A 26,232-nucleotide genomic window follows, 5' to 3' on the forward strand; every position below is an offset into this window, starting at 1 on the left:
TCAGTTATATTATTCAAGTTTATTTAAATATCGAAAATCAATTTAACGCATCTTCCCCATCATTTGCATCATCTTCTTACCACCGCCGCCTTGCATCATTTTCATCATTTTGCTCATTTGATCAAACTGCTTTAGCAGCTGGTTTATTTGTTGAACGCTGGTTCCACTACCTTTTGAAATTCTCTTTTTTCTACTAGCGTTTATGGTACTTGGCACACTTCGTTCGCCTGGAGTCATAGAATGTATAATAGCTTCAATATGAACAAAGGCATCATCATCAATATCAACATCTTTGAGTGCTTTTCCGGCCCCAGGAATCATTCCTACAAGGTCTTTCATGCTCCCCATCTTTTTAACTTGATTGATCTGCTTTAAAAAATCATCAAAACCAAATTGATTCTTCGCAATTTTCTTCTGTAATTTTCTCGCTTCCTCTTCATCAAATTGGTCTTGCGCTCTTTCTACTAAAGAAACAACATCTCCCATCCCAAGAATACGATCTGCCATACGACTTGGATAGAAAACATCTATCGCATCCATCTTCTCTCCTGTACCTATAAACTTAATAGGTTTACTAACCACACTTTTAATCGAAATCGCAGCACCACCGCGTGTATCTCCGTCTAATTTTGTTAGGATTACCCCATCAAAATTTAATATATCATTAAATGCTTTTGCCGTATTTACAGCATCCTGCCCTGTCATTGCGTCTACTACAAACAATGTTTCATCAGGATTTAATGCTTTGTGAACGTTGGCAATTTCGGTCATCATTTTTTCATCAACCGCGAGACGACCTGCTGTATCTACAATAACAACATTATGCCCGTTTTGTTTTGCGTGAGCTACCGCTTTTGTTGCAATATCCACAGGATCCATATTGCCTTCGTCACTAAAAACCTCTACACCAATCTGGTCTCCCACAACGTGTAGTTGATTAATAGCGGCAGGGCGATAAACATCACAAGCTACTAATAATGGTTTTTTTGTTTTCTTCGTTTTTAGATAATTTGCCAGCTTCCCAGAAAAAGTAGTTTTACCACTACCCTGCAAACCAGACATTAAAATAATGCTTGGCGAACCCTGTAAATTCAGACCAACAGCATCACCACCCATTAATTGAGTAAGCTCATCCTTAACCAATTTCACCATCAACTGCCCAGGCTGTAAACTGGTCAATACATTTTGACCCAAGGCTTTTTCTTTTACCGAGTTGGTAAAATCTTTAGCTATCTTAAAGTTAACATCGGCATCTAATAAAGCACGACGCACCTCTTTTAAGGTTTCTGCAACATTAACTTCTGTAATACTACCGTGACCTTTGAGGACGTGGAGCGCTTTATCTAACTTATCACTTAAATTATCGAACATAGTGTGTGTTAATTTTAATCTAAAACTGAAATGAAAACCATTTCATATTTAAGATTGTAAATATACTAATTGAGTAGGTAGTTACAAGTAAAAATTTCAAATTCCAAATTCCAAATTCCAAAACTACTTTTCGACAGTAGGGTTTCAAAAGCACCTCCCTATGAAAAATTTCTAAATTGAAACAAATCTCAAACAAACTTCAGTAATTGCAGTTTCAACGTTTCCAATAATCAGTATCTTTAAGTTTTAAAACTAGATCAATGGCCAAATCACTTCTTTCATTAGTATTACTTGTATCAATCTCATTTTTTTCTTCGGAAGCAACTGCCCAAATTAAAATACTTCACGTAGGAAATCTACTAGCCGAACCGGGGACCCCCCCCTTACAAAAACAAACCGTAGTCATCGACAATAATAAAATCAAAGAGGTACGAGCAGGCTATTTGGAAGCTTCCCAGTTAGGCTTCAATAATGCAGACGTCACTGTTATCGATTTAAAAAGCCAATTTGTAATGCCAGGATTTATTGATATGCACACCCATATTACAGGGGAACGTGATCCTAATGGTAATCCGCACGAGTGGACTACACTAGAAGAAGCAGATGCCGCTTTTGAAGCCATCCCACATTCAAAAACAACTTTAGAAGCTGGTTTTACCACTGTTAGAAACCTGGGCGGCGACCCTCATATTATGAACGCTTTGAAAAGAGCAATTTCAAAAGGACTTATCACAGGACCACGCATTATTGCATCTAACGGAGCTATCTCCGCTACGGGAGGTCACGGAGATTTTCACGGGTATAGAGACGAAATCATGGGAATGGATAAAAACCCGGGAATTTGTAATGGCGAGGACGACTGTAGCCGCGCCGTGAGAGCCCGCGTAAAATCTGGCGCCGATGTTATAAAAATCACCGCCACAGGTGGTGTTTTAAGCAATACCGCAGCAGGTGTAGGACAACAACTAACCGATGCCGAAATGAAAGCCATCGTAGCAACCGCCGCTAGTTTAGGAAGAAAAGTAGCGGCACACGCGCACGAAGCCGAAGGCGTAAACGCAGCCTTGCGCGCCGGAGTAAACTCTATTGAACACGGCTCCTATCTTACTGATGAATCTATAAAATTATTTCAGCAAACTGGCGCTTACTTAGTACCTACCTTATTGGCAGGCGTTTCGGTTACTGAAGAGATGAACGTAAATCCGAATATCCCATCGGCCATTATGGATAAAATAAAACAAGTGGGACCGGTAGTAGAAGCTTCCTTTAAAAAAGCACTCAAAGGAAACGTCAATATTGCCTTCGGCACCGATAGCGGCGTAAGCAAACATGGCACCAATGCACGCGAATTTGTCTTAATGGTAAAGTACGGTATGGACGAAAACGAAGCCATTAAAACGGCAACCATCAACGCTGCAACTTTACTAGGAATGGAAAACCAATTAGGAACCATCACTAAAGGAAAACTAGCCGACCTAGTTGCAGTAGAAGGTGATCCATTAAAAGACATCAACGAATTAATGGATATTGATTTTGTAATGAAAGATGGGATTGTTTTTAAGGGTGGGAAGCGATAGGTTTTCTTTTTGAAATAAACACAATCTTAAACTAAAGAGATTTTTTAGCTAAAATGAAGTCTCGGTTTAACCGAGTTTACTTTCAACCAAAAGTAATGAGAAAACCAAGCTGTTTTTAAATATGGATTTTTATAAAACATTAATACTGTTTTTTTCTACCTCTATTTAGCTGCGAGTCTGCGAGTATATTAGACACGCTTGACAGAAAGGACTCTCCTAAATCGAGTAACTATTATTCTTTTAAAGATAATTTATCAGAAAGTAGGTTGATAAACTTCAACAAAGAAAAGTTTCGTGAATACGGAGATGGGTATTATGGAATACGACAAGCAGTCAAGACCTATGATACCTATCTTGAGAGGGGGTCTTGGTCTGTTAACAAGAATGATAAAACAGAGCTTATTTTAGTTGGTGATTTAGGGTGGCTCGTTGACACATTAAGGATATCAAACAAAAACAAATGATATCTATTGTCCAATTAAATATTTGCAAAATGTTGGAGAAAGAAAGACCTATTTATTAGGAGCAAAAAACATAACAATTGACAGTATTTTTTACAATGAAGATATTATTATCGATCACCATAAGCCTTGATAAATTTTGATTTCAATTCATTATTATATGTAGAAGGTACGTGAATAAAATAAAGAAATATTAAAATCTAATCCCCTACAAAGCCTCAACATCAAAAAAGCCGCTTCACAGTCAGGAAGCGGCTTCTTTCTCATAACAATAATTGTGAGAGAAAACATTTACCTCTCACTTATATAACAACTCACTTTCCAAAATCCCCCCCTGCGTCTTTATTTATTTTTTACATAGCTTTACCAACCTCAATTATGGAAAAAGAAAAAACTGTTTGCGAAGAAGCGGTGTACGATGCAATCTATAAAACGCAGGTGCAATCATTGCGCAATTTCATGTATTTTAAATGTAGAGATCGCGATACATCTTATGACCTCGTTCAAGAAGCCTTTATTAAATTATGGGAGAACTGTGGAAAAGTAGCTCCCGAAAAAGCAAAGTCATTCTTATTTACCGTTGCCAACAATATGTTTTTAAACACCGCGGCGCACCAAAAAGTACGCTACAAGTTTGCAGAAGGTTTTGTTCACGAAAACGAACAGCACTCACCAGAGTTTTTATTAGAAGAAAAACAATTCGGTGAAAAACTCCAAAATGCTTTAGACAGTCTAACCGAAATGCAACGCACCGCTTTTTTAATGAGCCGCGTGGAAGGGTTAAAATACCGCGAAATTGCACAAACTTTGGACATTTCAGAAAAAGCAGCAGGCAAACGCGTTCTGGATGCCTTGGAGAATTTAAGAAAAACGATTTATCGGTTGTGAGTTGTGAGTGGAATTTAAGATTGAGATTTGGAATTTTATTTTTTCTTGTTATTTCCCAAAGGGCAAGGTGGTAATTTAAAGTCTTAGTTGTTATACTGTTAGAACACGAGTAATGGAAAATAAAGAATTGGTGCATAAGTGGTTAAATGGAGAAGCTTCTCCTGCCGAGTTGGAGGCCTTGAAAAAGGACCCAGTGTTTGCTGCGTATGCTAATATAGATGCGCGCACTAAGCAAATGGAGACGCCAGAACACGATATCTATAAAGGACTTGAAGATTTAAAAACAAAAAGAATTTCCCCTAAGAAAAAAGTAAAAATATTCAGGCTTTCTACGATTATAAAAATAGCTGCTATTTTCGCTTTGCTCGCAATGAGCTATGTTTTTGTAGCCAATATTCCAACAACGGTTGGAACTCCGATGGCTGAAACCACTACGATTTCATTGCCTGATGCCTCGAGAATCACTTTAAACGAAAACTCTAACGCTAGCTATAATAAATACGGTTGGCCTTTTAACCGAACCATACAACTAGAAGGAGAAGCCTTTTTTGAAGTAGCAAAAGGAAAAACATTTAGGGTAGCAACTGCATTGGGCGATGTGACTGTTTTGGGAACAAAATTTAATGTTTCTATTCGCGATAATGTATTAAAAGTTTCGTGTTATAAAGGCTTGGTTGCCGTAACTAGGAATGGAACTACTTTTAACATTTCGCCTGGAGATAGTTTTACGTTTAGCGATCTAGCTTCCACCGTAAATAACAAAATGTATATTTCTCACCCTACTTGGATTTTTAATGAAAGTAGTTTTATAAACACGCGACTTGGTAATGTGTTGATGGCTATTGAAAACCAATACGGTGTTACCATCAATACTCAAAATATTGATGTAGATTTACAGTACACAGGTACTTTTACGCACAACAATCTAGAGAATGCCTTGCGCACTGTGACTGTGCCACTTAACCTTTCATACCGTAAGAATTCTAAAAATGACGTACTCATTTATGATAGTAGAAAATAAGAAAACAACATTTGTAGTGTTTTTTATTTTCCTATTCTTAATGTGTTTTTCTGCGGAAGTTAAAGCTCAAAATAAGCTTCCATTTACTGAAGGTATCAAAAAAATCGAAACCAAATTTGATGTGAAATTTTCTTTTGACAGCCGAAAAGCAAACGAATTTCAAATTTCGTTACCCAGTCTAAACCAAAAATTAACGAAGGTACTTTCAGAAATTTCTTCGGAAACCGAAATCGTTTTCGCCCAAATCGACGAAAGGTATATTACAATACAGTTTCCAATTATATATATTTCAGTTTGTGGGACTATTATCGAAAGTGCCAAAGGACTACCCATCGAGAATGCTGACGTACTTTACGGCACACAAAAAATAATCACCACTGAAAATGGTGTTTTTGAAATCAAAAAAATTCCCTACGACGCAACAATTTCTATAGTAGTCAATGATTATACCGCTACTTCCATTTCAGCAAATTCTTTACAAAATCAAGGAATAAACTGTCCTTTTGTTTTTATAAACCCTAATCTTAATTTCCTGCCTACGGTTACCTTAGAAAATTATGTTGTAAAAGGAATTTCAAAAAACACCAATGGTAGCGTAACCATAAAGAATAGTAATTTCGAAATACTCCCAAGTCTTATTGAGCCTGATATCTTACAGATTGCTCAAGTCCTTCCAGGCGTTGCAAGTTATGACGAAACAGCTTCCAATATTAATATTAGAGGAGGGAAAAGTGACGAAACACTTATCCTTTGGAATGATATGAGGATGTATCAAACTGGGCATTTTTTCGGTCTTATTTCTGCCTTTAACCCCAATTTAATTAAGAAGATGACCGTTTTCAAAAATGGAACACATCCCGCTTTTGGCGAAGGTGTTTCTGGAGTTTTAAGTATGGAGTCCTACACCACAGTTACCCAAGAATTTGAAGGAGGTGTAGGTGTAAATTTGAGCAGCACCAATTTATTTGCAAAAATTCCACTTTCTGAAACATTTGCTTTTCAAGTTTCTGGGAGAACTTCAATTAATAATGGAGTAGGAAACCCTGTTTACAAAGAGTTTTTTGAACGAACCTTTCAAAATACGGAGGTTATAAATTTGCAATCCAACACCTCTTTTGGTCTGCGATCAACGGACGAAGATTTTTCATTCTACGACATAAGTTTGGCGGCTATTTGGGATATCACTAAAAAGGACAAACTAGTCTATAATTTTATGACGATTAGCAATCAACTTCAATTTACTGAGCGGATTATAGCCATAGACAGTTCAGAAGCTTCTAATAACAAGTTGCGACAGCGCACCCTTTTAGGCGGTATTACACACACTAGAAACTGGTCACCAAACCTTAAAACCACAGCAAGCTATAATTCCAGCACCTATGTTTTTAATGGAAATAATACCGTCGATCAATTAATAACCTTGCAATCGCAGCGCAACGAGGTTAAAGAAAGAGCAGCTAGAGCTGAAATAAGCTATCGTTTTTCAGAAAAACTAACCATAGATGGCGGCTACCAATATATAAATACAAACGTAGCCAATAATGATATTATAGGCGTTACAGGCACTGCAACTAATAACAGCACGTCTGCTAATTCCTTTTATAGCAACGCATCATTAACCTTTAATCAAAAAAAAACAACACTAGGCGGTGGAATTAGATACCTTAACTATGGTAATTTTGACAATAGGATTGAACCCAGAATTACCGCCCATCACAAACTAAATAAAGTGTTTACATTATTTACGGCAGCCGAATTAAAAAGTCAAACGGTGTTTCAATTTACGGCACGCGAAAACCAGTTACTAAAATTACAAACAGCTCGTTGGCAAGTAGCAGATGGTCTTGAAAACCCACTACTAACGAGCAAACACATTTCTTTGGGAACCGCCTTTTCTAAAAACAACTGGACCCTGACTGTCGAAGGTTTTTATAAAAATGTGGAAGGAATTAATAGCGCGAATCTTGGGTTTAGAAATCAATTTCAAAATGCTAAAGCTATTGGAGAATACGATGTAAAGGGAGTAGAATTTTCTTTGGGAAAAAAGCTTAAAAATTTCAGTACTTGGCTGAGCTATACCTATACCGATAATCAATACAACTTCCCTACCCTATATCCTGAAACATTTAGAAGTAATCTTGATGTTACACAGGCCCTTGGCGCAGCGGTTACCTATGGTATAAAAAATCTTACTTTTTCCTTAGGAGTCAATTATAACTCAGGGTTGCCATTTACACCCGTTAACAATCAAAATGTAGTCATAGATAATAATGGAACTCCTAGCATTTCATTTTTAGCTCCTAATAGCGATACACTAAATGCATATTTTCGAAGTGATTTTTCAACAAAATATGAGTTCAAATTGGATGAGACCTTCCGTGGAAATTTAAACCTCGCGCTATTAAATATCTTTAATACTGAAAATCAATTGTCCCGTTTTTATCAAATCTCAAGCGATGAAAATGGAGTCAATAGCATTAATGAGGTTTCTACAAAATCCTTGGGGTTCACTCCCAATATTTCGTTTCAATTGTTGTTTTAAGAGTATTGTGATACTTAAAAACACGTTAAACATCCCTCTAAATATAGCTTCAAAAGGGAGACTTTGAGTTCCTTCCCTTTGAAGGAGAAAGGTTGGGCTGGGATGTTTTTACATCCTATTAGGAACTACAATCCCCAATAAAGAAAATGCAGTTTTAATAACATCACCTGCAGCGCCGCAAAGCTGAACGCGCCAGTTTTTTTCTTGTTCGGTTTCCGCTGCAAAGATTGGGACGTTTTGATAGAAAGAATTGAACTCTTTAACCAAGTCATACGTATAATTTGCAACCAATGCCGGGCTGTGATTTGCTGCAGCCTGCTGAATAATTTCAGGGAATTGCTGCAATCTTTTTACCACCTCTTTTTCCTTTGGCTCCAATGAAATAGCAGTCCACTTAGCAGGAATATTTCCTGAAGTATTTTCGCTATGCGTTCTTAAAATAGATTGAATTCGCGCATAGGTATATTGTATAAAAGGGCCTGTATTTCCTTGAAAATCGACACTTTCCTCAGGGTTGAATAAAATACGTTTTTTTGGATCTACTTTAAGGATGTAATATTTGAGAGCTCCCAACCCAATGGTGTGGTACAATTCATTTTTCTCGGTTTCAGAGAAGTCATCTATCTTTCCTAGTTCTTCTGAAATTTCTTTAGCCGTAGTTGTCATACTTGCGATCAAATCATCTGCATCTACTACGGTCCCTTCACGACTTTTCATCTTTCCGCTAGGGAGGTCAACCATTCCGTAGCTTAGGTGGAATAAGTTTTCGGCCCATTTGAAACCTAGCTTTTTAAGAATCAAAAACAGTACTTGAAAGTGATAATCCTGTTCGTTTCCAACGGTATAAATCATACCATTTACATCTGGATGATCCTTTACACGCTGGATCGCTGTACCAATATCCTGCGTCATATAAACCGCTGTACCATCGCTACGCAATACGATTTTTTCATCCAAGCCTTCCGCTGTCAAATCACACCAAACGGAGCCATCTTCTTTCTTTATAAATACACTTGATTTTAATCCTTCAGCTATAAATTCTTTCCCTAACAAATAGGTTTCACTTTCATAGTAATAACTATCAAAATCAACACCAATTTCCTTATAGGTGGCATCAAAACCTTTGTATACCCAGCTATTCATTTTTTTCCAAAGCGCAACGACTTCGTTGTCTCCAGCCTCCCACTTACGAAGCATTTCTTGAGCTTCAATTAAAATAGGTGCTTCGGCTTTAGCCTGTTTTTCGGCTCTACCCTCTTCAAGTAAAGCAACAATTTCTTTTTTATATTCTTTGTCAAAACGCACGTAATAACTCCCTACTAACTTGTCCCCTTTTAATCCTGTAGACTCTGGAGTTTCTTTGTTTCCGTAGCGTTCCCAAGCCAGCATACTCTTACAGATATGGATTCCGCGGTCGTTAATTATTTGTGTTTTGTATACTTTTTTACCTGCCGCTTTTAAAATCGCAGCAACGCTATGGCCCAGCAACACATTACGCACGTGCCCAAGATGTAAAGGCTTGTTCGTATTGGGTGATGCATACTCTACCATGATTGCCTGATCCCCTTTTGGTTTTTTTCCGTAGTTGCTCCAAGCGGTCACATTACTGAAGAAATCTAGAAAATATTTATCACTCAAGACAACATTCAAAAATCCTTTTACTACATTAAAACGTATGACCTCATCAATATGCTTTACTAAATACGCACCTATCGCCTCTCCTATCTGAACAGGATTTCCTTTTACAACGCGTAACATTGGGAAGACTACGATCGTGATATCACCTTCAAATTCTTTGCGGGTAGCTTGAAATTCTACATTTTCTAAAGTGGCATTATACAATTTTTGTATTGCCGATTTGACCTGTAATGTAAGGATTTGTTGCATACTCATCTAGCGAAATTTTGAGGTGCAAAGATACTGTTATAAGTTGATTTTCATAAAAAAGAATAAGAGCCGCTTATGAGCAAAGAATACAATTTGTTGAGGTTAAAGTTACATTTCCAAATAACAACAATAGTGCTGCGCCAATAGCGGTATTGCTTAAGGAACGAGAAAACCACTTTAACAACCCTTCAGTCCGCGTTTTCATCGGTACTCCTGAACCTTTAACAATTGTCATTTCTGAAACAACTACGTATGCAGAAGATCGAACTTTGACTGGACAAGCAATTTTTGAGGTGCCAGTCATTATCCATTTAGGTGTTAAAGATCCTGATACTATACTTACAGAATCTAATATTACCTAAACCGTTCTAAGTTCTTCTTATCATGCTAATACAAAGATTTTAACAATTCATATGTGTCATTTATAAACACGTATAAAACACCCAATAAAATACCTGCTTAGGGAGGGTATTTTATTGTAAGATAGATATCTTTGTATATGCTCGTAAACGTATCCTACAACAACAAACAGACTGCCAACAAAATTGACGTCGAATTAGGTAATCCTTTTACTTTAAAAGAGCGTTTTAAAATGAAAGGCATTGGCTCGACAAAACTTATTATCACTAATACTAGTGTAGAAATAAACAACCTTCTAATCCTCGACAACAATAGAAACCAATGTAATATAGAGATGCGCCCTAAGGGAATCATTGTTGGTTTTAGATCTTTATTAGAAAGCTATGCGTTGATAATACCTTATTATAAATTAGTCCTCTACAAAGGCAAAGCCGAAGAATATTCCATCTACCGCGACCACTATTGTATCAAAATTGAAGCCCGAGCCAAAGACAAAAGCATTCACAGTTTTATGAAGAAAGTAATGAAAGCAAAGGCGGATACTTCTGAGAATTTTTACGGGGGCATGTAAGATTGCTTCTATTATTAATCAATAGGAAAATATTGCATTTAGTATCTTTAAATAACCATTGGGCAACTTTTTTGTTGTAATCAGAGGTGTTTTATTGGTGAACGGTATAATTATCAATATATCACGAGTTAAGAAACATTCCAAGAATAATAAAAACCAGGCTAAAAGTGAATTAGAAAAACACTAAAGAAGCACAGCAACAACCATTAATGAATAATTGTAGCCAATTTTAATAAATATAAATTAATAGAAGCCCCCTATAAAAATAGGGTATACGTATATAAAATTGTATATTTAAACCAACTACCCCCTATATTTTTTAAATAATTCTTTAAAAATTGCATTAATTTTTACAACTTAGCGGTTTAATTCAAAATGCATAAAAATGATTATTGGTATTCCTAAAGAAATTAAGAACAATGAAAGCAGGGTCGGTATAACACCAGCCGGAGTCTTTGAACTTGTAAAAAACAACCATACTGTATATGTACAATCAAATGCTGGAGACGGCAGTGGATTTTTTAATAATGATTACCTAAAGGCGGGCGCTATAATTTTGGATACCATTGTTGAGGTCTACTCGATGAGCGATATGATAGTAAAAGTAAAAGAGCCCATTGCTGAAGAATATGATTTAATCCAAGAAGGGCAGATATTGTTTACCTTTTTTCATTTTGCATCGAGTGAGCCATTAACCAAAGCTATGATAAAATCAAAAGCTATTTGCATTGCTTACGAAACTGTTGAGGATGAAGAGGGAACGTTGCCTTTACTAACACCAATGTCAGAAGTTGCAGGAAGATTAGCGATACAACAAGGTGCTAAATATTTAGAAAAACCTGTTAAAGGGCGCGGTGTGCTTTTAGGAGGTGTTCCAGGGGTCGCTCCTGGTAAAGTTTTAGTCTTAGGTGCGGGTGTAGTTGGCATACAAGCTGCTAAAATGGCTGCAGGTTTGGGAGCTCATGTAACCATTATGGATATAAATATGAAACGCTTGCGTTATGTAAACGATGTAATGCCGCCTCACGTGGTTACGGAATTCTCAAATGAATTTAATATTAGAAAACACATAAAAACACATGATTTAATTATTGGTGGCGTTTTACTCAAAGGCGCTAAAGCTCCAAATCTAATTACAAGAGATATGTTGAAAGAAATGCGTCCAGGAACGGTAATAGTAGACGTAGCAGTAGATCAAGGTGGTTGCGTGGAAACGACAAGACCCACAACACACGAGGACCCTGTATATATTATAGATGATGTTGTACACTATTCCGTAGCCAATATGCCTGGGGCAGTTCCTTATACCTCTACCATAGCATTAACAAATGTCACATTACCCTATGCTTTAAAATTAGCAAATATGGGTTGGGAAGCTGCATGCGAAAAAGACGCGTGTCTTAAAAAAGGATTGAATATTATTTCTGGAAAAATCGTATACGATGAGATAATACGAGCCTTTGGTTGGGAAAAGACCTTAGTCTAACAGTACATTTTGCAACTAAGTACAATCTCGTTAAACCAATATGATAAATTAAATGACTTGGCGAGGTTTTTATGTTTCGATATCACTTAAAATAAAAAACGTTGTACAATTCAATTAAAAATTCAAAGGTGCTTTGTATACCTTTTCGATAATAAAATGAAAAGTGAATTTACTACTAAAAAAATGCAGAAAAAACTTTTTTAAATTTTTATGCAATTATATCCGGTCTGTATTTATTTAGTTCTAAAACCAAGCAACTTCCCTCAAACGTTAAGTTAGCAACATAAAAACTGAACTCTGAATTGAAAAGAATAGATTGGATTTTACTTTTTAGTCATCTTGGGATTAACCTACTTGTCTGGTTAACTTACATTTTCAATTTATATAACAGAGAATTAATATCTGAATTTTATTTTGCTATTCCGTTTGTATTTGTTTTTCTAATTTTTGATATTTATCATAAACGATTTTGGAATATAAAAATATTGCCGATTTAGGCAACTATTGGAATTGCTCAATTGGTTGTTTATTAATCGTTAAAAAATTTGCGTGTATTACAACCTGTAAACGGAAACCACCTAGTGTGGCTTAAAGCACTGCCCCTAACAATTATGATCAGCCCCACTCTCTATGTAATAAACCAATATAAATATGGAGATAATTTCATTGTAACTTCAATGCGCTTAAATCCTGATAGAATTGACTCCAAAGATGAACGAAAATTACAACCAGCAGATTAAATTTCCTCTTTTATTGGATGTATAACAATAATATTTGGAACCGTATTCACGAATTAAAACACTGCCCACAACATAAGTATAGAACTAATAAATTCCTATACATTTTCCCACACCCGCCCCTAACTCCTCTTCCCCAAAAAAGCAGTAGCAACCAGAGCAACCACACCTAAGCCAAACATACCTAGTGTTTGGTTATTAAGCCCTTCTTTTTCCGTTACTTCTGAGCGTCCAATATCCAATACTTCTTTTGGAACAAAAGCTTGGTATATTCCTAAAAATATAAGTACAACTCCAACGATTAGCAATACTATTTTTAAGATTTTCATAGAGTGATTATTTGTTTTAAAAATACATCAAACTTTTTGAAAATGGGGTATTTATTTAAACGTTAAGAAATACCTATTGTCTTGAATGTTCAAATGACAATTGGTACCTTTAGGCAAAAGACACCCCCATGAAAATACTACTTACCGGTGCTAATGGATATATCGGGATGAGACTGCTGCCACTCTTGCTAGAACAAGATCACGAAGTAGTTTGTGCCGTGCGTAATAAAAATAGGCTCTCTGTTTCCACAGCCATCTTAAAACGAATAGAAATTGTAGAGATAGATTTTCTAAACGATCCAAATCCTGAGCTACTTCCAAAAGACATTGATGCTGCGTATTACTTGATCCATTCTATGTCCTCTTCTACCACAGATTTTGATGAACAGGAAGAAATTTCAGCAAAAAACTTTAATATTTATTTAGAACACACCCACTGCAAACAAGTAATTTATGTGGGCGGAATTGTTAACGACAACAACCTTTCCAAACATTTATGGTCTCGCAAAAATGTAGAAGAAACTTTATATAAAGGCAAAGCAAGTCTTACGGTTTTAAGGGCTGCCATTATTGTAGGTAGTGGTAGCGCGTCTTTTGAAATCATCCGAGATCTATGCGAAAAACTCCCTGTAATGGTCACGCCAAAATGGGTGAAGACACGTTGCCAACCCATCGCTATTAGGGATGTACTCACGTATTTAACTGGTGTTTTAGGAACCAAGCAATGTTATAACGAATCTTTTGATATTGGAGGCCCTGACATCCTATCTTATAAAGAAATGATGCTTGGCTATTCGACCTTTAGAGAACTTAATTTATACATAATCACACTCCCTTTTTTATCCCCCAAGATATCAAGTTACTGGCTATATTTTGTCACCTCAACCTCCTATAAACTAGCACTCAACTTGGTGGATAGCATGAGGGTAGAAGTAATCACACAAGACACGAGACTTCAAAAAATATTAGACGTTCAACCCATCTCTTATCTAAAAGCCATTGAACTCGCTTTTAAGAAAATAAAACAAAATCAAGTCGTGAGTAGTTGGAAAGACAGTATGGTAAGTGGTCGTTTTAAAAAAGAAGTAAAACAATATGTAGAAGTTCCTGATCAAGGGTGTGTTAAGGACAAGCAAAAAATACAACTAAAAGATCCTGAAAAAACCCTGGAGAATATCTGGTCTATTGGCGGAGAACGCGGATGGTATTATGCAAATTGGTTGTGGAAGATAAGAGGCTATATAGATAAAATATTTGGAGGTGTTGGCCTACGCAGAGGACGAACGCATCCCAATAAAATTTATGAAGGCGATGTGCTTGATTTTTGGCGTGTTATTTTAGCTGATAAAAAACAAAAACGATTGCTACTTTTTGCAGAAATGAAAGTTCCTGGCGAGGCTTGGTTAGAATTTAAAATAGACGATAAAAACATACTCCATCAAACTGCCACATTCAGACCCCGCGGATTATGGGGCAGGTTATACTGGTACACAATGCTACCCTTTCACTATTTTATATTTGACGGAATGATTAAAAAAATTGCTTCAAATGAATAAATGGGGTGGTGAAATTTTAAAAATGAACAAATTGCACAGCAATTCATTTTTAAAAAATTGGCGTTGTCAATAAAGGTACACAATGCTACCCTTTCATTATTTTATATTTGACGGAATGATTAAAAAAATTGCTTCAAATGAATAAGTGGGGTGGTGAAATTTTAAAAAAGCTACTTTTCAGCAGCTTTTTTAAAATCGCTAAGGAGCCTTTTATTTTTTGTTTAATTAAAATGTTTTAGTTTTTTTCTATTGATCACTTTGTAGCATTGAACATTAGAAAAAAAATTTAAACTTTTTTCAAAGCTTTAGGTAAGAATACTTCCGCCATCATGCATCTTGCGCTACCACCACCGCAGGTTTCGATGGTTGTTAGGTCGCTACTTAAAATTTTACAATGCTTTTGAATTTCCTTCACTTGATCAGATTTCAAGCTACTTCTTGCAGCTTCACTCATTACCAAGTACTTGTGCTCTTTTCCTTGTACTTGAAGCATATTACCTGCGAACTGTTGCACTTGAGCTTCGGTTATGGTGATGATTTCTTTTTTGGTTTCTTTTAAATGTTTGATAACATTCTTTTTCTCATGTTTATCATCAATACTATCTAGGCATATCACTGCAAAATCTTCAGCAAGTGCCATCATTACATTGGTGTGATAAATAGGAAGTCTTTGCCCTTTTGCAGTTTGGTTTGCCGTAAAAATTACAGGATCGCATTCAAAATCTTCACAAAACTCGACTACTAGTTCTTCATCAGCCCTAGGTGAAATAGCACAGTACACTTTGCTATGTACTCTATCCATTAACAAACTACCTGTTCCTTCTAAGAAATAACCTTCTTCTTCGGCTGCCGTATAGTCCATAAAACCGTTGATTATAAAACCTTCAGCTTCGAGGCACTCCATTACTTCTTCTCTTCGTTCTCTTCTTCTATTTTCGGCAAACATTGGATACAAACCAACCGTTCCATTTTTATGAAAACTCACCCAGTTATTTGGAAAAATAGAATCTGGCGTGTCCATCTTTAAATCATCATTCATAACAATCACATGTACACCTACACCACGCAATTTTTCTACAAATGCATCAAACTCAACTTGTGCTTTTTTATTGATTTCGTGATACTTAAGCTCTAAATCCTCTTGAAAATAATTATTGATTACCGTTTGCTCGTTCATTCTGAAGGCAACGGGGCGGATCATTAAAATGGTGTTGGTAATTTGTGACATTCCGTAAAATTATTAGAGCGCAAAAGTACGGTAATTTCTAATTGAAAAATCTAATTAAACAGTCAAAATATTACGCAATCAACGCATTTTTAATATGCATAAAATGGTGCGTGCTATGCCAAGAATACGTCAATGCCATTTCCTTAACTGAAACCTCAGCATTGGTCTCTGGATGAATAAAAGTAAGGTTCCATTGCTTTTCATTAATGCTAGATAAGATTTTTATTAACTTATAGTGCAGCACTTCAATATGTTTAAGTGACCAGGCAACAGGGGCGCTTGTATAATCCTCCATCGCGGCAAAGCTATCTTGATCGTAGGCCTTTATTAAAGGATTGTCTTCGGTAAGCATCCAGCGTACTCTGTTGTAACAATGATTATGAGAATCTGCAATGTGATGAATTAATTGGCGAATGGTCCAACTTCCTTCTCGATATTGCGCATCCAATTCTTTGTCTGCTACTGAAAGAACCAACATTTTTAATTGCTCTGGAAACACTTTAAGAACCCCTAAAGCATCTTTAACTTGTGTTTTAGTAATTTCAGATGGAAGTGATAATTTCCCTATTGGATATTGTGGACGATTCTTTGCCATTGTGATTGTTCTTTCTATTATTATTTATTTTGTTATGGCAATGTGGTTCTTTTAATTAAACACCCGAACATCCGCCTAAATACCTTCCTCTTCCTTGTGGCTCAGTCGCCGTAGGCAAGTTCAAATGGGGAAACTACACTGTCAATATAATAAAACTAGATAAGACATCAGAATATTGACAAAATAAGCTCAAAACAAAAAACGCCTCCATTGCTGAAGGCGTTTTAAAATTGAAATATTATATTTCTTACTACCCTTTAATTTCCATTAACTCTACGTCAAAAACTAAAGTAGCATTTGGAGGAATTACGCCACCAGCACCTTGTTCTCCGTAAGCCAAATCGCTTGGGATTACAAATCTAGCTTTGTCTCCTTTATTAAGCAACAAAATACCTTCATCCCATCCTGCAATTACGTGCCCCATTCCCACTGGAAACTCAATTGGTTCTCCTCTTTTGTATGATGAATCAAAGGTCGTACCGTCAGGTAACATCCCATTATAGTGCACAGCAACTGTTTGTCCTGCTGTAGGTTTTACACCCTCTCCTCTTTGAATATGTTTGAAGTATAAACCACTTTCGGTCTTTTCAAATCCAGCAACTAAATCTTTCATGGAGTCTTCTTGGGCTTTCTTTGCAGCTGCTTCGCGCTCTGCTTTTGATCCACTAAAATCTCTAAAAGTCTCTACCGCATTAAAATTAGTCGCTTCGTCTCCTACTCTAATAATTTCAACCTTTTGCATGGTATCTCCTTGTGTAATGGCATCTACTATATCTTGCCCTTCGATAACATGACCAAAAACAGTGTGCTTGTTGTCCAGCCAATCTGTTGGTACGTGTGTGATAAAAAACTGACTTCCATTAGTTCCAGAACCTGAATTTGCCATAGAAAATATTCCTGGGCGGTCGTGGGTTAATTCAGGATGAAACTCATCATCAAACTGATATCCTGGTCCGCCAGCACCGGTACCATCAGGATCTCCACCTTGCACCATAAAATCTTGAATTACACGGTGAAATTTCAATCCGTCGTAATACTTTGTGCCTTGTGGTTTTGCCTTGTTTTCGAGGTCCCCTTCCGCTAAAGCTACAAAGTTTGCAACTGTACCAGGTGTTTTATCGTGTGTTAGTTTTCCTAGGATCTCTCCTTTTTCAGTAGTTATTTTTGCGTAAATACCGTCTTGCATTGTTCCGTTTTTAAAATTGAATTGCAAAGATACTGATTTTCGATTGACGATTTTTGATTTTCGATTGTGGATTGTGGATTGACTGAGAATTCAGAAATTGAAATTAAGGAATAAGGAATAAGAAAAACTTTAATTTAACTACTAACGCAAAAGACGAAATAAATAAACTCGAAATATTTAGTGTGAAATTTGCAACCTGACAGTCCTTAACCTTTTAACTAATTTGCCTAGTTCCCTACTTCACTTATAAATTTTATACGGTATAAACGCAACTCTTCTGTATCATAATCACCGTCAAATTCTTCCATGGCTTCTTCAATGCTATCGTTTGTAGCCTCTATAAAGTATTCGTGCATTTCCTCTTGCTGCTCTTCGTCTAAGATGTCATTTACCCAATAACTAATATCCAGTTTTGTTCCACTATAGACAATAGCTTCCATCTCTTTTATGAGATTACCCATCTCTAGACCTTTGGAGTCTGCAATATCTGTTAGTGGTAGTTTGCGATCTACATTTTGAATGATATACAACTTATTTGCGCTGTTACTTCCTGTAGATTTTACGACTAAATCGTCGGGACGTTCAATATCATTTTCATCAACATATCTTTTGATTAGCTCGATAAAGCTTTTACCATATTTCTTTGCTTTACCTTCTCCAACCCCGTGAACATTAGAAAGTTCTTCTATAGAGATTGGATATTTAAGTGCCATGTCCTCCAATGAAGGTTCTTGAAAAATCACAAATGGCGGAAGGCTTAATTTATCAGCTGTTTTTTTTAATTCTCCTTTTAACAATTTAAACAAATGTTCATCAGATGCTACGCCACCTTTTAATGCTACGATAATATTATCATCGTTCGCGTCTTTAAAATAGTGATCTTCAGTCATCATAAAAGATGCTGGAGACTTTATATAATTTTTCCCTTCTTCGGTTAATTTTAAGACTCCGTAACTTTCAATGTCTTTGCGCAAAAATCCCGCAACTAATAATTGTCGCAACAAGGCCATCCAAAAAACGCCATCGTGATTCGCCCCATTCCCAAAAAACGGCTGCTGATCTGTGCGGTGTGATTTTATCATTGCATTGGCATTACCAATAAGAACATTTACAATTTCTTTACTTTTATATTGTTCATTAGTTCCGTCAACAACCTTAAGCAACTTTGCAGCTTGCTCTTTTGCTTCTTGTTTCTTTTTAGGATTGCGCATATTGTCATCCATCATGCCTCCATCTCCAGTTTCAGTATCAAATTCTTCCCCAAAATAATGCAGAATAAATTTGCGACGAGACATAGATGTTTCAGCAAAACCGACCACTTCTTGCAATAATGCGTGTCCTATTTCTTGTTCGGCCACCGGCTTACCACTCATAAATTTTTCGAGCTTCTCAATGTCTTTGTAACTGTAATATGCAAGACAATGTCCTTCACCTCCATCACGACCTGCTCGACCCGTTTCTTGGTAATAACTTTCTATACTTTTAGGGATGTCATTATGGATTACAAAACGCACGTCGGGTTTATCTATTCCCATACCAAAGGCAATAGTAGCGACTACCACATCTGTGTCTTCCATCAAAAACATATCTTGATGTTTTACCCTGGTTTTTGCATCCAAACCTGCGTGATAGGGTACTGCTTTTACTCCGTTTACTTGTAATATTTGCGAGAGTTCTTCTACGCGCTTTCGGCTTAGACAATATATGATACCGCTTTTTCCATCATTCTGCTTTACAAAACGGGTAATATCACTGTCTACATTAATCGTTTTTGGACGCACTTCGTAATATAAATTAGGACGATTAAAAGAGGCCTTAAATGTTTCGGCATCACTCATTCCTAAATTCTTCAGAATATCTTCTTGTACTTTGGGTGTCGCCGTTGCGGTTAAACCAATAATAGGAATGTTATCGCCTATTCTTTCAATAATGGATTTAAGGTTTCGGTATTCAGGTCTAAAATCATGTCCCCACTCGCTTATGCAGTGCGCTTCATCTATCGCCATAAATGATATGGTTTGGCCTTGTAAAAAGGCTACATATTCATCTTTGGTCAAACTTTCAGGCGCTACGTATAGAAGTTTTGTGATTCCGCTAGCGATATCTTCTTTAACCTTTTTTACTTCGGTCTTATTTAAAGAAGAATTAAGCACGTGCGCAATTCCTTCTTCCGAAGAAAGCGCTCTCAAGACATCCACTTGATTCTTCATTAATGCAATAAGTGGAGAAACCACAATTGCTGTACCTTCTTGCATGAGCGCTGGCAACTGATAGCAAAGTGATTTACCACCACCAGTAGGCATAATTACAAATGTACTTTTTTTAGCTAAGATGCTTTTTACTACATCTTCTTGCAGACCTTTGAATTTTGAAAATCCAAAAAAATGTTTTAATGCAGCGTATAATTCAGTATCGCTCACGAGGACTTAGGTTGTTTTATTATTATTTTGGTAACAAGCAAAAAAATTGGATGAACAATCGTAATTTTACCGGGCACTTGAAAAATGGGAATTTATATCAATTTGATACTTTTCAAATGCAAAACCATTGTTGTTTTTAACAAATATTAAATATAGTAATTTTTAAATCATTGGCAAATATGAAAATCTTAAAATCGTAATGGATTATAAACAGATAATTCAAGTAGCAAAAAAGACAATAGAAACCGAAAGCCAAGCAATCGCAAACTTGGCCCCTTTGGTGGACGAACAATTTGCAAAAGCAGTGGTTACTATATTCAATAGTAACGGAAGGGTCATTATAACAGGCATTGGCAAGAGTGCAAACATCGCCACAAAAATTGTCGCTACCTTAAATAGTACTGGCACGCCTGCAATTTTTATGCATGCGGCAGATGCTATTCATGGAGATCTTGGAACTGTACAGGAAAATGACAGTGTAATTTGTATTTCGAAAAGCGGAAACACGCCCGAAATAAAAGTACTTGTTCCTCTTATTAAAGCCGCGGGAAACACATTAATCGCTATTACCTCAAATATAGAGAGCTTTTTAGGACAGCAGGCAGATTTTATTTTGAACGCCTATGTTGAAAAAGAAGCCTGTCCTAATAATTTAGCCCCTACTTCCAGCACAACAGCGCAACTTGTAATTGGAGACGCGCTTGCTATGTGTTTGTTGGATTTACGCGGATTTTCTAGTAAAGATTTTGCAAAATTCCATCCTGGAGGTTCTTTAGGAAAACAATTGTACTTGCGCGTTAGTAATTTAACGTCATTAAATGAAAAACCAAAAGTAGCGCCAGATACCGAAGTTAAAGATGTGATTTTAGAAATTAGTAAAAAAATGCTTGGGGTTACTGCGGTTATTGAAAACGATAAAATTGTAGGGATCATAACCGATGGTGATTTGCGGCGTATGATGTCAAAAACAGATACGTTTAAAGGATTAATGGCGAAAGACATTATGACAAAAAACCCTAAAACTATTCAAAATGAAGCCATGGCGGTGGAAGCAATGGAAGTAATGGACACCTTCGGAATCACTCAAGTACTCGCTGAAGACAATGGTGTATATTCTGGTGTCGTGCACATTCATAATTTAACCAAAGAAGGGATTATTTAGTAGTGAGTAGTATAAATAAATTGAAAATTGAAAACCAAACAAATAAAAGGAAAAATTCCAGGGAAAGAGATGTCATTTCTAGACCATCTTGAAGAATTGCGTTGGCATTTAATACGCAGTGTTATTGCTATAGTTGCAGTCGCTTTAGTAGCTTTTCTTGCCAAAGAATTTATTTTTGACGTCATCTTATTTGGACCAAAGAATCCAGACTTCCCTACCTATCGATTGCTATGTAAACTATCGAGTATGATAGGACTTGAAGAAAGTTTCTGCATGCAGGAAAATGCTTTTAGGATACAGAGTAGAACCATGGCAGGACAGTTTTCTGCTCATATTTGGACTTCAATTACAGTTGGTATTGTGATTGCCTTTCCCTACATAATATATGAATTCTGGAAATTTATTAGTCCAGGGTTAATGCCAAAAGAGCGTAAAAATAGTCGCGGTTTTATTTTTGTTGCTTCGATACTCTTTTTTGTAGGCGTATTCTTTGGTTACTATGTAGTGACCCCATTATCCATCAACTTTTTGGGCACCTATAAAGTAAGTGAACAAGTATTCAATGATTTTGATTTGAGCAGTTACACAGGACTTGTAAGGGCTTCAGTATTGGCTAGTGGATTGATTTTTGAGCTGCCCATTATTATGTATTTTCTAACAAAAATTGGATTGGTTACTCCTGAGTTTCTTAAAAAGTATCGCAAATTTGCCTTGGTTATTGTTTTAGTCCTTTCAGCAATTATAACACCTCCAGACATTGCAAGTCAAGTAATTGTAGCGGTTCCTGTATTAATATTGTACGAGATTAGTATCTTAATTTCGAAAAGAGTGATACGAAAAGAACGCAAAAAGTTAAAACAGCAAGCGACCTAACATTTTTAAATTTTAACAGTAACTTTATCATTGTTCTATTAAAATTATATTTAAAAAAAAGATGAAACTAAAAGCAGAAAACCTAATTAAACAATACAAAGGCCGTAAGGTAGTTAAGGGGATTACCGTGGAAGTAAATCAAGGAGAAATCGTTGGCTTGTTGGGACCTAACGGTGCTGGAAAAACGACTTCTTTTTATATGATTGTTGGACTTATTAAACCCAATGGAGGTACTATCTATCTCGAAGGTACCGATATCACAAATTACCCAATGTACAAAAGAGCCCAACACGGTATTGGGTATTTGGCGCAAGAAGCGTCTGTTTTTAGAAAGTTGAGTATTGAGGATAATATTTTGAGTGTATTACAATTAACAAAGCTCTCCAAAAAAGAACAGCTCTTGAAAATGGAGTCCTTGATTGAGGAGTTTGGTTTGGGACATATTCGTAAAAGTCGAGGTGATTTATTGAGTGGTGGAGAACGCAGACGTACCGAAATTGCCAGAGCTCTTGCCACAGATCCACATTTTATTTTATTGGATGAACCTTTTGCTGGTGTTGACCCTGTGGCTGTAGAAGACATACAACGTATTGTCGCGCAACTAAAAAATAAGAATATAGGTATTTTAATAACTGACCATAATGTACAGGAAACATTAGCTATTACAGACCGAACCTATTTAATGTTTGAAGGAAGTATTTTAAAACACGGTGTACCTGAAGATCTTGCTGCAGACGAAATGGTTAGAAAAGTATACCTAGGTCAAAACTTTGAACTTCGTAAAAAGAAGTTAGATTTTTAAAAAAAGACAGTTCTAAATAGAAGTAAGATTGCAGTCGCTGAAAGAGGAAAAAACAAAGACTTGATTTGTAATAGTTTATTGATAAATAGTATTTTATTTTAAATTGGTAAAAAACAAAACTCAAAGCATTACCGAAAGCATATTAAATGACTTAGCCCCCAAACAAGAAAATCACTATTTTACTTCAAAGTTAGCTATAGATGAGATTGGTGTTCCGTTATTGGTAAACCCTTCTAGTACTATTTCGTACGTTCCTGCTACATCTGAGGTATAAAACTCAAATGGTAATTCTCTAAAGTCAATATTTATAGTTGGTTGCCAAAGTAACTGCAAACGATAATCTGGAATCCTATTAGAAATTTTAGCTGTTTCTTGAGCATACTGTTGATTAAAATATTGTTTCTGTACGTTGGGGACAAACAAATCTATTTCTTTTAGAGACCCTAAACTTTGATCAGGCTTGAAATTTTGATCCTTAGTGGTAACCAAAACCACACCTTGATAATCCGTCTTACCAAAAACATACCCATTTCTAATAAATTTTACCCGATCTACTTGCAAAGCATCAAAGGCTAGAAAGTCTGCGTGGTCTTCAATAAAGACACCGTCAATAAATAAAAGAGCATTGTCTTGAGTTGGCCTGGCAAACTCACGTTCCACCACTTTTACTACTTTATTGCCATCTGTATCATTGGCGGTGTATACAGTTTTCATGATTTCAACAATAACCTCTGTCATGGTTGGAAATCTTGTATAGTCATCTAGATTGTAGGTAATCCCTTTTTCATATCGTACAAATGAGTTTGCAGGAACCATAGCGGTAATCGTATCTGGTTTTACGCTGTAATATCCATTTTCAATCTGGTTATAAACACTGCGCTTTGTAATCGCACCTTTTAGGGAAGCGTCAATCTCGAAATCTTTAAACGAAAGCACTTCATAATCAATGGGTGCATTTTTATTTAAAGTGATTTCATATGCTTCTTTATTATCATCAACTAACTGAACAATGGCTGAAGATTCTGGAAAATTAGGGTTTATAGTAAAACTGAAAGTTCCATCTAAAACAGTTGTAGCTACTGAAAAATAAAAATCTGTCCCTGCAATTGAAATGGCTACATCTACATTCTGAGCCGGTATTTTAGACCCAACCTTTGTAACCAAGCCCGTTAAAAAATAGCCTTCGGTTTCTGGCGGAAGTATATTATTGGGACTCACCAAACCATTTTTATTGAAATTTATAGCACTCATTCTTGTAGTATTTGGCTTTTGAAAAGAATTGATTTCAGCTACCTTTCTCACCGAAATTGAATAATCACCATATCCTCCTTCAGCCAAGCTATTCAAAAGTTTAGCGACAACTTTTTCTCTTTTTTCGAAGGTATTCTTCATAAGGTTTATTGCTATTTTTGAAGTTTTTCCAGAGGCATTTGTATTGGTGGAATTTGATACGCTTCGCTTTGTTCCACCATAAATTTTTCGATCCTTACTTGTTTTTAATTTTTCTGCGAGATACGGATTGATAACTTTTACATCTGTTTTAAAAATGTCTTCAATACCCGTATTCTGCATCCATTGTGTGTAAGCAATAAGCTTATAATTACCCGAAGGAATCGTGGTTGGAATAAAGAAGTCGCTAAAACCCGCTCCTTTTTCTAAAACTACCTTGTGCTTAAAAGCGGTTTCATTAGAAGCCCCCACTAATTCGATATAGGCAACAGTACTTAAGGTACTCAAGGTTCTCTTTTGTTTATCAATACAATACAATTTATAGTATAAATATTCACCTGGAAACAACAAGGTCGTATTCATATGTACAAACATGGTCTCTTGCGGAAAGTTATACGCACGACCGTTTTGACTGCTAACCGAAAAAGTTAAGGTCAATAGTAAACTAAAAAATACGATGCTTTTTTTCATGGTCTTCAATTTAAATTATTCCGTCCAAAAATCTGGAACTATATTAGTCCCTAAAGCAGTACAATCACCACAAGCCCTTGGAATCATATAATACGGGCCAGGTCCAGCAGGTGAACTTATAGGCGGGTTTCCATCATAATCCCTTAGATAAACTGCTAATCTCGAAGAAATAATATTGATAAGTCCTCCACAAACAAATGTATTAGGATCTTGTTTAATTGCAGGTGCCAATAAGCCGCAGGGTATGGCAAAAGGCGGCAATGCGGTATTAGGATAAAAATCTTGATAATTAAAAAACACCCGTTGTTCATTTACAGATGCAACTTCAAAAAAACCAATTACCTTTTCAATACTATTGGTATCTGAAAAAATATTTCCAACTAAAAAACCTGTTTGTACTTGCGAAAAAACACTTCCTTCCGAAGCAAAACGATTTAATGTTTCTAAATAATTATAGCTTTCTTCAGAAAGCACAAACTGCCTAACCAAGAGACTATATCGATGCGAAACCTTATAATCTCGACTAGATAAAAATCGAACTAAATGACGGTCTATCTTATCTTCAAAAAGTGCGGTGGTGGTTGTAATATTGAGTTGATTGGAAACCTCTGTTCTGTAACAAACTATTTGATCTATAGGCCTGTCCTCGAGAGCTACTGCACAAATTGGAATAACAGTTGAAAAAACATCTGCAATCACCGCATCCTTTTTATCCCAAAGAGGCGCTATTACTTTAAATGTCTCGACATATTCATATTTATAAAATTTTGAGGTATTCGTAGGATCAAAACTATCTACAAACAATCCGATTCCATCAACACCGTCATCATTAGTAATTCTATCTACGGTTATAGCATCAATTTGTGTTTGTGTTGTTAGTGTTTTTGCGGCTGAAGTATATGACCTGCCATCACTTGTATTAATTTTTAATTGGTAAACAACATTGGGCGCTGCGCTAAAAGAGGTAATACTTTTATAAATACCAGCTTCGTTTTCATTAAAAGTTATTGCAGTACCATCTCCAATAACGGTTACCATAGCTCCAGTTTCCAGAATAGGTTCTTCACCAAAAGGGAACGTTCTGCTTAGTAAAATCTCTTGCTGTTTAAGTTCGTTTGTTATCGTAGCATCTATTACCAATAAACTTTCAAAGGTCTCATTCTTAAATTCTATATCGCTTGTGCAGCTTATGAGGCAACTCAAAAACAGTACGCTCAAAATATATAGGTAATTTTCTTTTGTCATATTTCTTTTATTAAC

21 protein-coding genes are annotated in these 26,232 nt (G+C 36.1%); 11 read left to right on the top strand and 10 right to left on the bottom strand.

Features of this window, described 5'->3' with window-relative positions; all coding sequences use genetic code 11:
- Positions 1–42 precede the first annotated feature (42 nt).
- Positions 43–1,371 carry a signal recognition particle protein gene (gene ffh, locus ABXT67_RS00475; RefSeq protein ID WP_415375331.1) on the bottom strand — a complete coding sequence of 443 codons (1,329 nt, stop codon included), beginning with the start codon at positions 1,369–1,371 and terminating at the stop codon, positions 43–45.
- 260 nt (positions 1,372–1,631) lie between these two features.
- Here ffh and ABXT67_RS00480 point away from each other — a divergent pair, with 260 nt between their 5' ends.
- The 4 genes from ABXT67_RS00480 (at position 1,632) to ABXT67_RS00495 (ending at position 7,860) form a co-directional block, all read left to right on the top strand.
- Positions 1,632–2,948 (top strand): amidohydrolase family protein, encoded by a 1,317-nt coding sequence (locus ABXT67_RS00480; protein WP_415375332.1) that lies wholly within the window; start codon positions 1,632–1,634, stop codon positions 2,946–2,948.
- Between the two features lie 839 nt (positions 2,949–3,787).
- Complete coding sequence (locus ABXT67_RS00485; protein WP_415375333.1) at positions 3,788–4,297, top strand: RNA polymerase sigma factor; 510 nt, start codon at positions 3,788–3,790, stop codon at positions 4,295–4,297.
- 112 nt (positions 4,298–4,409) lie between these two features.
- Positions 4,410–5,318, top strand: a complete 909-nt coding sequence (locus tag ABXT67_RS00490; RefSeq protein WP_415375334.1) for a FecR family protein — start codon at positions 4,410–4,412, stop codon at positions 5,316–5,318.
- Entirely contained in the window at positions 5,302–7,860 is a 2,559-nt protein-coding gene (locus ABXT67_RS00495; RefSeq protein ID WP_415375335.1) for a TonB-dependent receptor plug domain-containing protein, read from the top strand. The genes ABXT67_RS00490 and ABXT67_RS00495 overlap by 17 nt, the downstream gene beginning before the upstream one ends.
- Positions 7,861–7,968: 108 nt before the next feature.
- Here the strand turns inward: ABXT67_RS00495 and argS are convergent, their stop codons facing one another.
- Together argS and ABXT67_RS00505 are read right to left on the bottom strand one after the other, a co-directional pair.
- Entirely contained in the window at positions 7,969–9,753 is a 1,785-nt protein-coding gene (gene argS, locus ABXT67_RS00500; protein ID WP_415375336.1) for an arginine--tRNA ligase, read from the bottom strand.
- A 67-nt stretch (positions 9,754–9,820) separates the two neighbouring features.
- Entirely contained in the window at positions 9,821–10,051 is a 231-nt protein-coding gene (locus ABXT67_RS00505; RefSeq protein ID WP_415375337.1) for a hypothetical protein, read from the bottom strand.
- A gap of 195 nt (positions 10,052–10,246) precedes the next feature.
- Here ABXT67_RS00505 and ABXT67_RS00510 point away from each other — a divergent pair, with 195 nt between their 5' ends.
- The 3 genes from ABXT67_RS00510 to ABXT67_RS00520 all read left to right on the top strand — a co-directional run bounded on the left by ABXT67_RS00510 (position 10,247) and on the right by ABXT67_RS00520 (position 12,904).
- Complete coding sequence (locus ABXT67_RS00510) at positions 10,247–10,678, top strand: hypothetical protein (RefSeq protein ID WP_415375338.1); 432 nt, start codon at positions 10,247–10,249, stop codon at positions 10,676–10,678.
- 385 nt (positions 10,679–11,063) lie between these two features.
- The gene (ald, locus tag ABXT67_RS00515; protein WP_415375339.1) at positions 11,064–12,164 is read left to right on the top strand and encodes an alanine dehydrogenase; all 1,101 of its coding nucleotides are present in this window, start codon (positions 11,064–11,066) and stop codon (positions 12,162–12,164) included.
- Between the two features lie 611 nt (positions 12,165–12,775).
- A complete protein-coding gene (locus ABXT67_RS00520; protein ID WP_415375340.1) occupies positions 12,776–12,904 on the top strand; it encodes a hypothetical protein in 129 nt (42 codons plus the stop codon).
- 119 nt (positions 12,905–13,023) lie between these two features.
- Here ABXT67_RS00520 and ABXT67_RS00525 read toward each other — a convergent pair whose 3' ends face one another.
- Positions 13,024–13,230: a hypothetical protein gene (locus ABXT67_RS00525; RefSeq protein ID WP_415375341.1), complete on the bottom strand. Its 207-nt coding sequence runs from the start codon at positions 13,228–13,230 to the stop codon at positions 13,024–13,026.
- A gap of 128 nt (positions 13,231–13,358) precedes the next feature.
- On the opposite strand from ABXT67_RS00525, the gene ABXT67_RS00530 reads away from it, so the two are divergent.
- The gene (locus ABXT67_RS00530; protein ID WP_415375342.1) at positions 13,359–14,786 is read left to right on the top strand and encodes an SDR family oxidoreductase; all 1,428 of its coding nucleotides are present in this window, start codon (positions 13,359–13,361) and stop codon (positions 14,784–14,786) included.
- Positions 14,787–15,072: 286 nt separating this feature from the next.
- Here the strand turns inward: ABXT67_RS00530 and ctlX are convergent, their stop codons facing one another.
- From ctlX to ABXT67_RS00550, 4 genes are all read right to left on the bottom strand, one after another.
- Positions 15,073–16,014 carry a citrulline utilization hydrolase CtlX gene (gene ctlX, locus ABXT67_RS00535; RefSeq protein ID WP_415375343.1) on the bottom strand — a complete coding sequence of 314 codons (942 nt, stop codon included), beginning with the start codon at positions 16,012–16,014 and terminating at the stop codon, positions 15,073–15,075.
- 70 nt (positions 16,015–16,084) lie between these two features.
- Positions 16,085–16,609 (bottom strand): YfiT family bacillithiol transferase, encoded by a 525-nt coding sequence (locus tag ABXT67_RS00540; protein ID WP_415375344.1) that lies wholly within the window; start codon positions 16,607–16,609, stop codon positions 16,085–16,087.
- A gap of 250 nt (positions 16,610–16,859) precedes the next feature.
- Positions 16,860–17,795: a peptidylprolyl isomerase gene (locus tag ABXT67_RS00545; protein ID WP_415376890.1), complete on the bottom strand. Its 936-nt coding sequence runs from the start codon at positions 17,793–17,795 to the stop codon at positions 16,860–16,862.
- 227 nt (positions 17,796–18,022) lie between these two features.
- Entirely contained in the window at positions 18,023–20,215 is a 2,193-nt protein-coding gene (locus ABXT67_RS00550; protein WP_415375345.1) for a RecQ family ATP-dependent DNA helicase, read from the bottom strand.
- Between the two features lie 199 nt (positions 20,216–20,414).
- Between ABXT67_RS00550 and ABXT67_RS00555 the strand changes: the two genes are divergently transcribed.
- The 3 genes from ABXT67_RS00555 (at position 20,415) to lptB (ending at position 23,052) form a co-directional block, all read left to right on the top strand.
- The gene (locus tag ABXT67_RS00555) at positions 20,415–21,377 is read left to right on the top strand and encodes a KpsF/GutQ family sugar-phosphate isomerase (RefSeq protein WP_415375346.1); all 963 of its coding nucleotides are present in this window, start codon (positions 20,415–20,417) and stop codon (positions 21,375–21,377) included.
- Between the two features lie 69 nt (positions 21,378–21,446).
- Complete coding sequence (gene tatC, locus ABXT67_RS00560) at positions 21,447–22,250, top strand: twin-arginine translocase subunit TatC (protein WP_415376892.1); 804 nt, start codon at positions 21,447–21,449, stop codon at positions 22,248–22,250.
- A 61-nt stretch (positions 22,251–22,311) separates the two neighbouring features.
- A complete protein-coding gene (gene lptB, locus ABXT67_RS00565) occupies positions 22,312–23,052 on the top strand; it encodes an LPS export ABC transporter ATP-binding protein (protein WP_415375347.1) in 741 nt (246 codons plus the stop codon).
- Between the two features lie 174 nt (positions 23,053–23,226).
- On the opposite strand, the gene ABXT67_RS00570 is transcribed toward lptB, so the two are convergent.
- Positions 23,227–24,972, bottom strand: coding sequence for a hypothetical protein (locus ABXT67_RS00570; protein ID WP_415375348.1), 1,746 nt, complete (start codon positions 24,970–24,972; stop codon positions 23,227–23,229).
- Between the two features lie 15 nt (positions 24,973–24,987).
- On the bottom strand, positions 24,988–26,217 hold the full coding sequence (locus tag ABXT67_RS00575; protein ID WP_415375349.1) for a DUF4249 domain-containing protein: 1,230 nt from the start codon (positions 26,215–26,217) through the stop codon (positions 24,988–24,990).
- Between the last annotated feature and the right edge of the window lie 15 nt (positions 26,218–26,232).

It is taken from the genome of Patiriisocius sp. Uisw_017 (genome assembly GCF_047731265.1).
In the GTDB taxonomy this organism is placed as follows: Bacteria; Bacteroidota; Bacteroidia; order Flavobacteriales; family Flavobacteriaceae; genus Patiriisocius.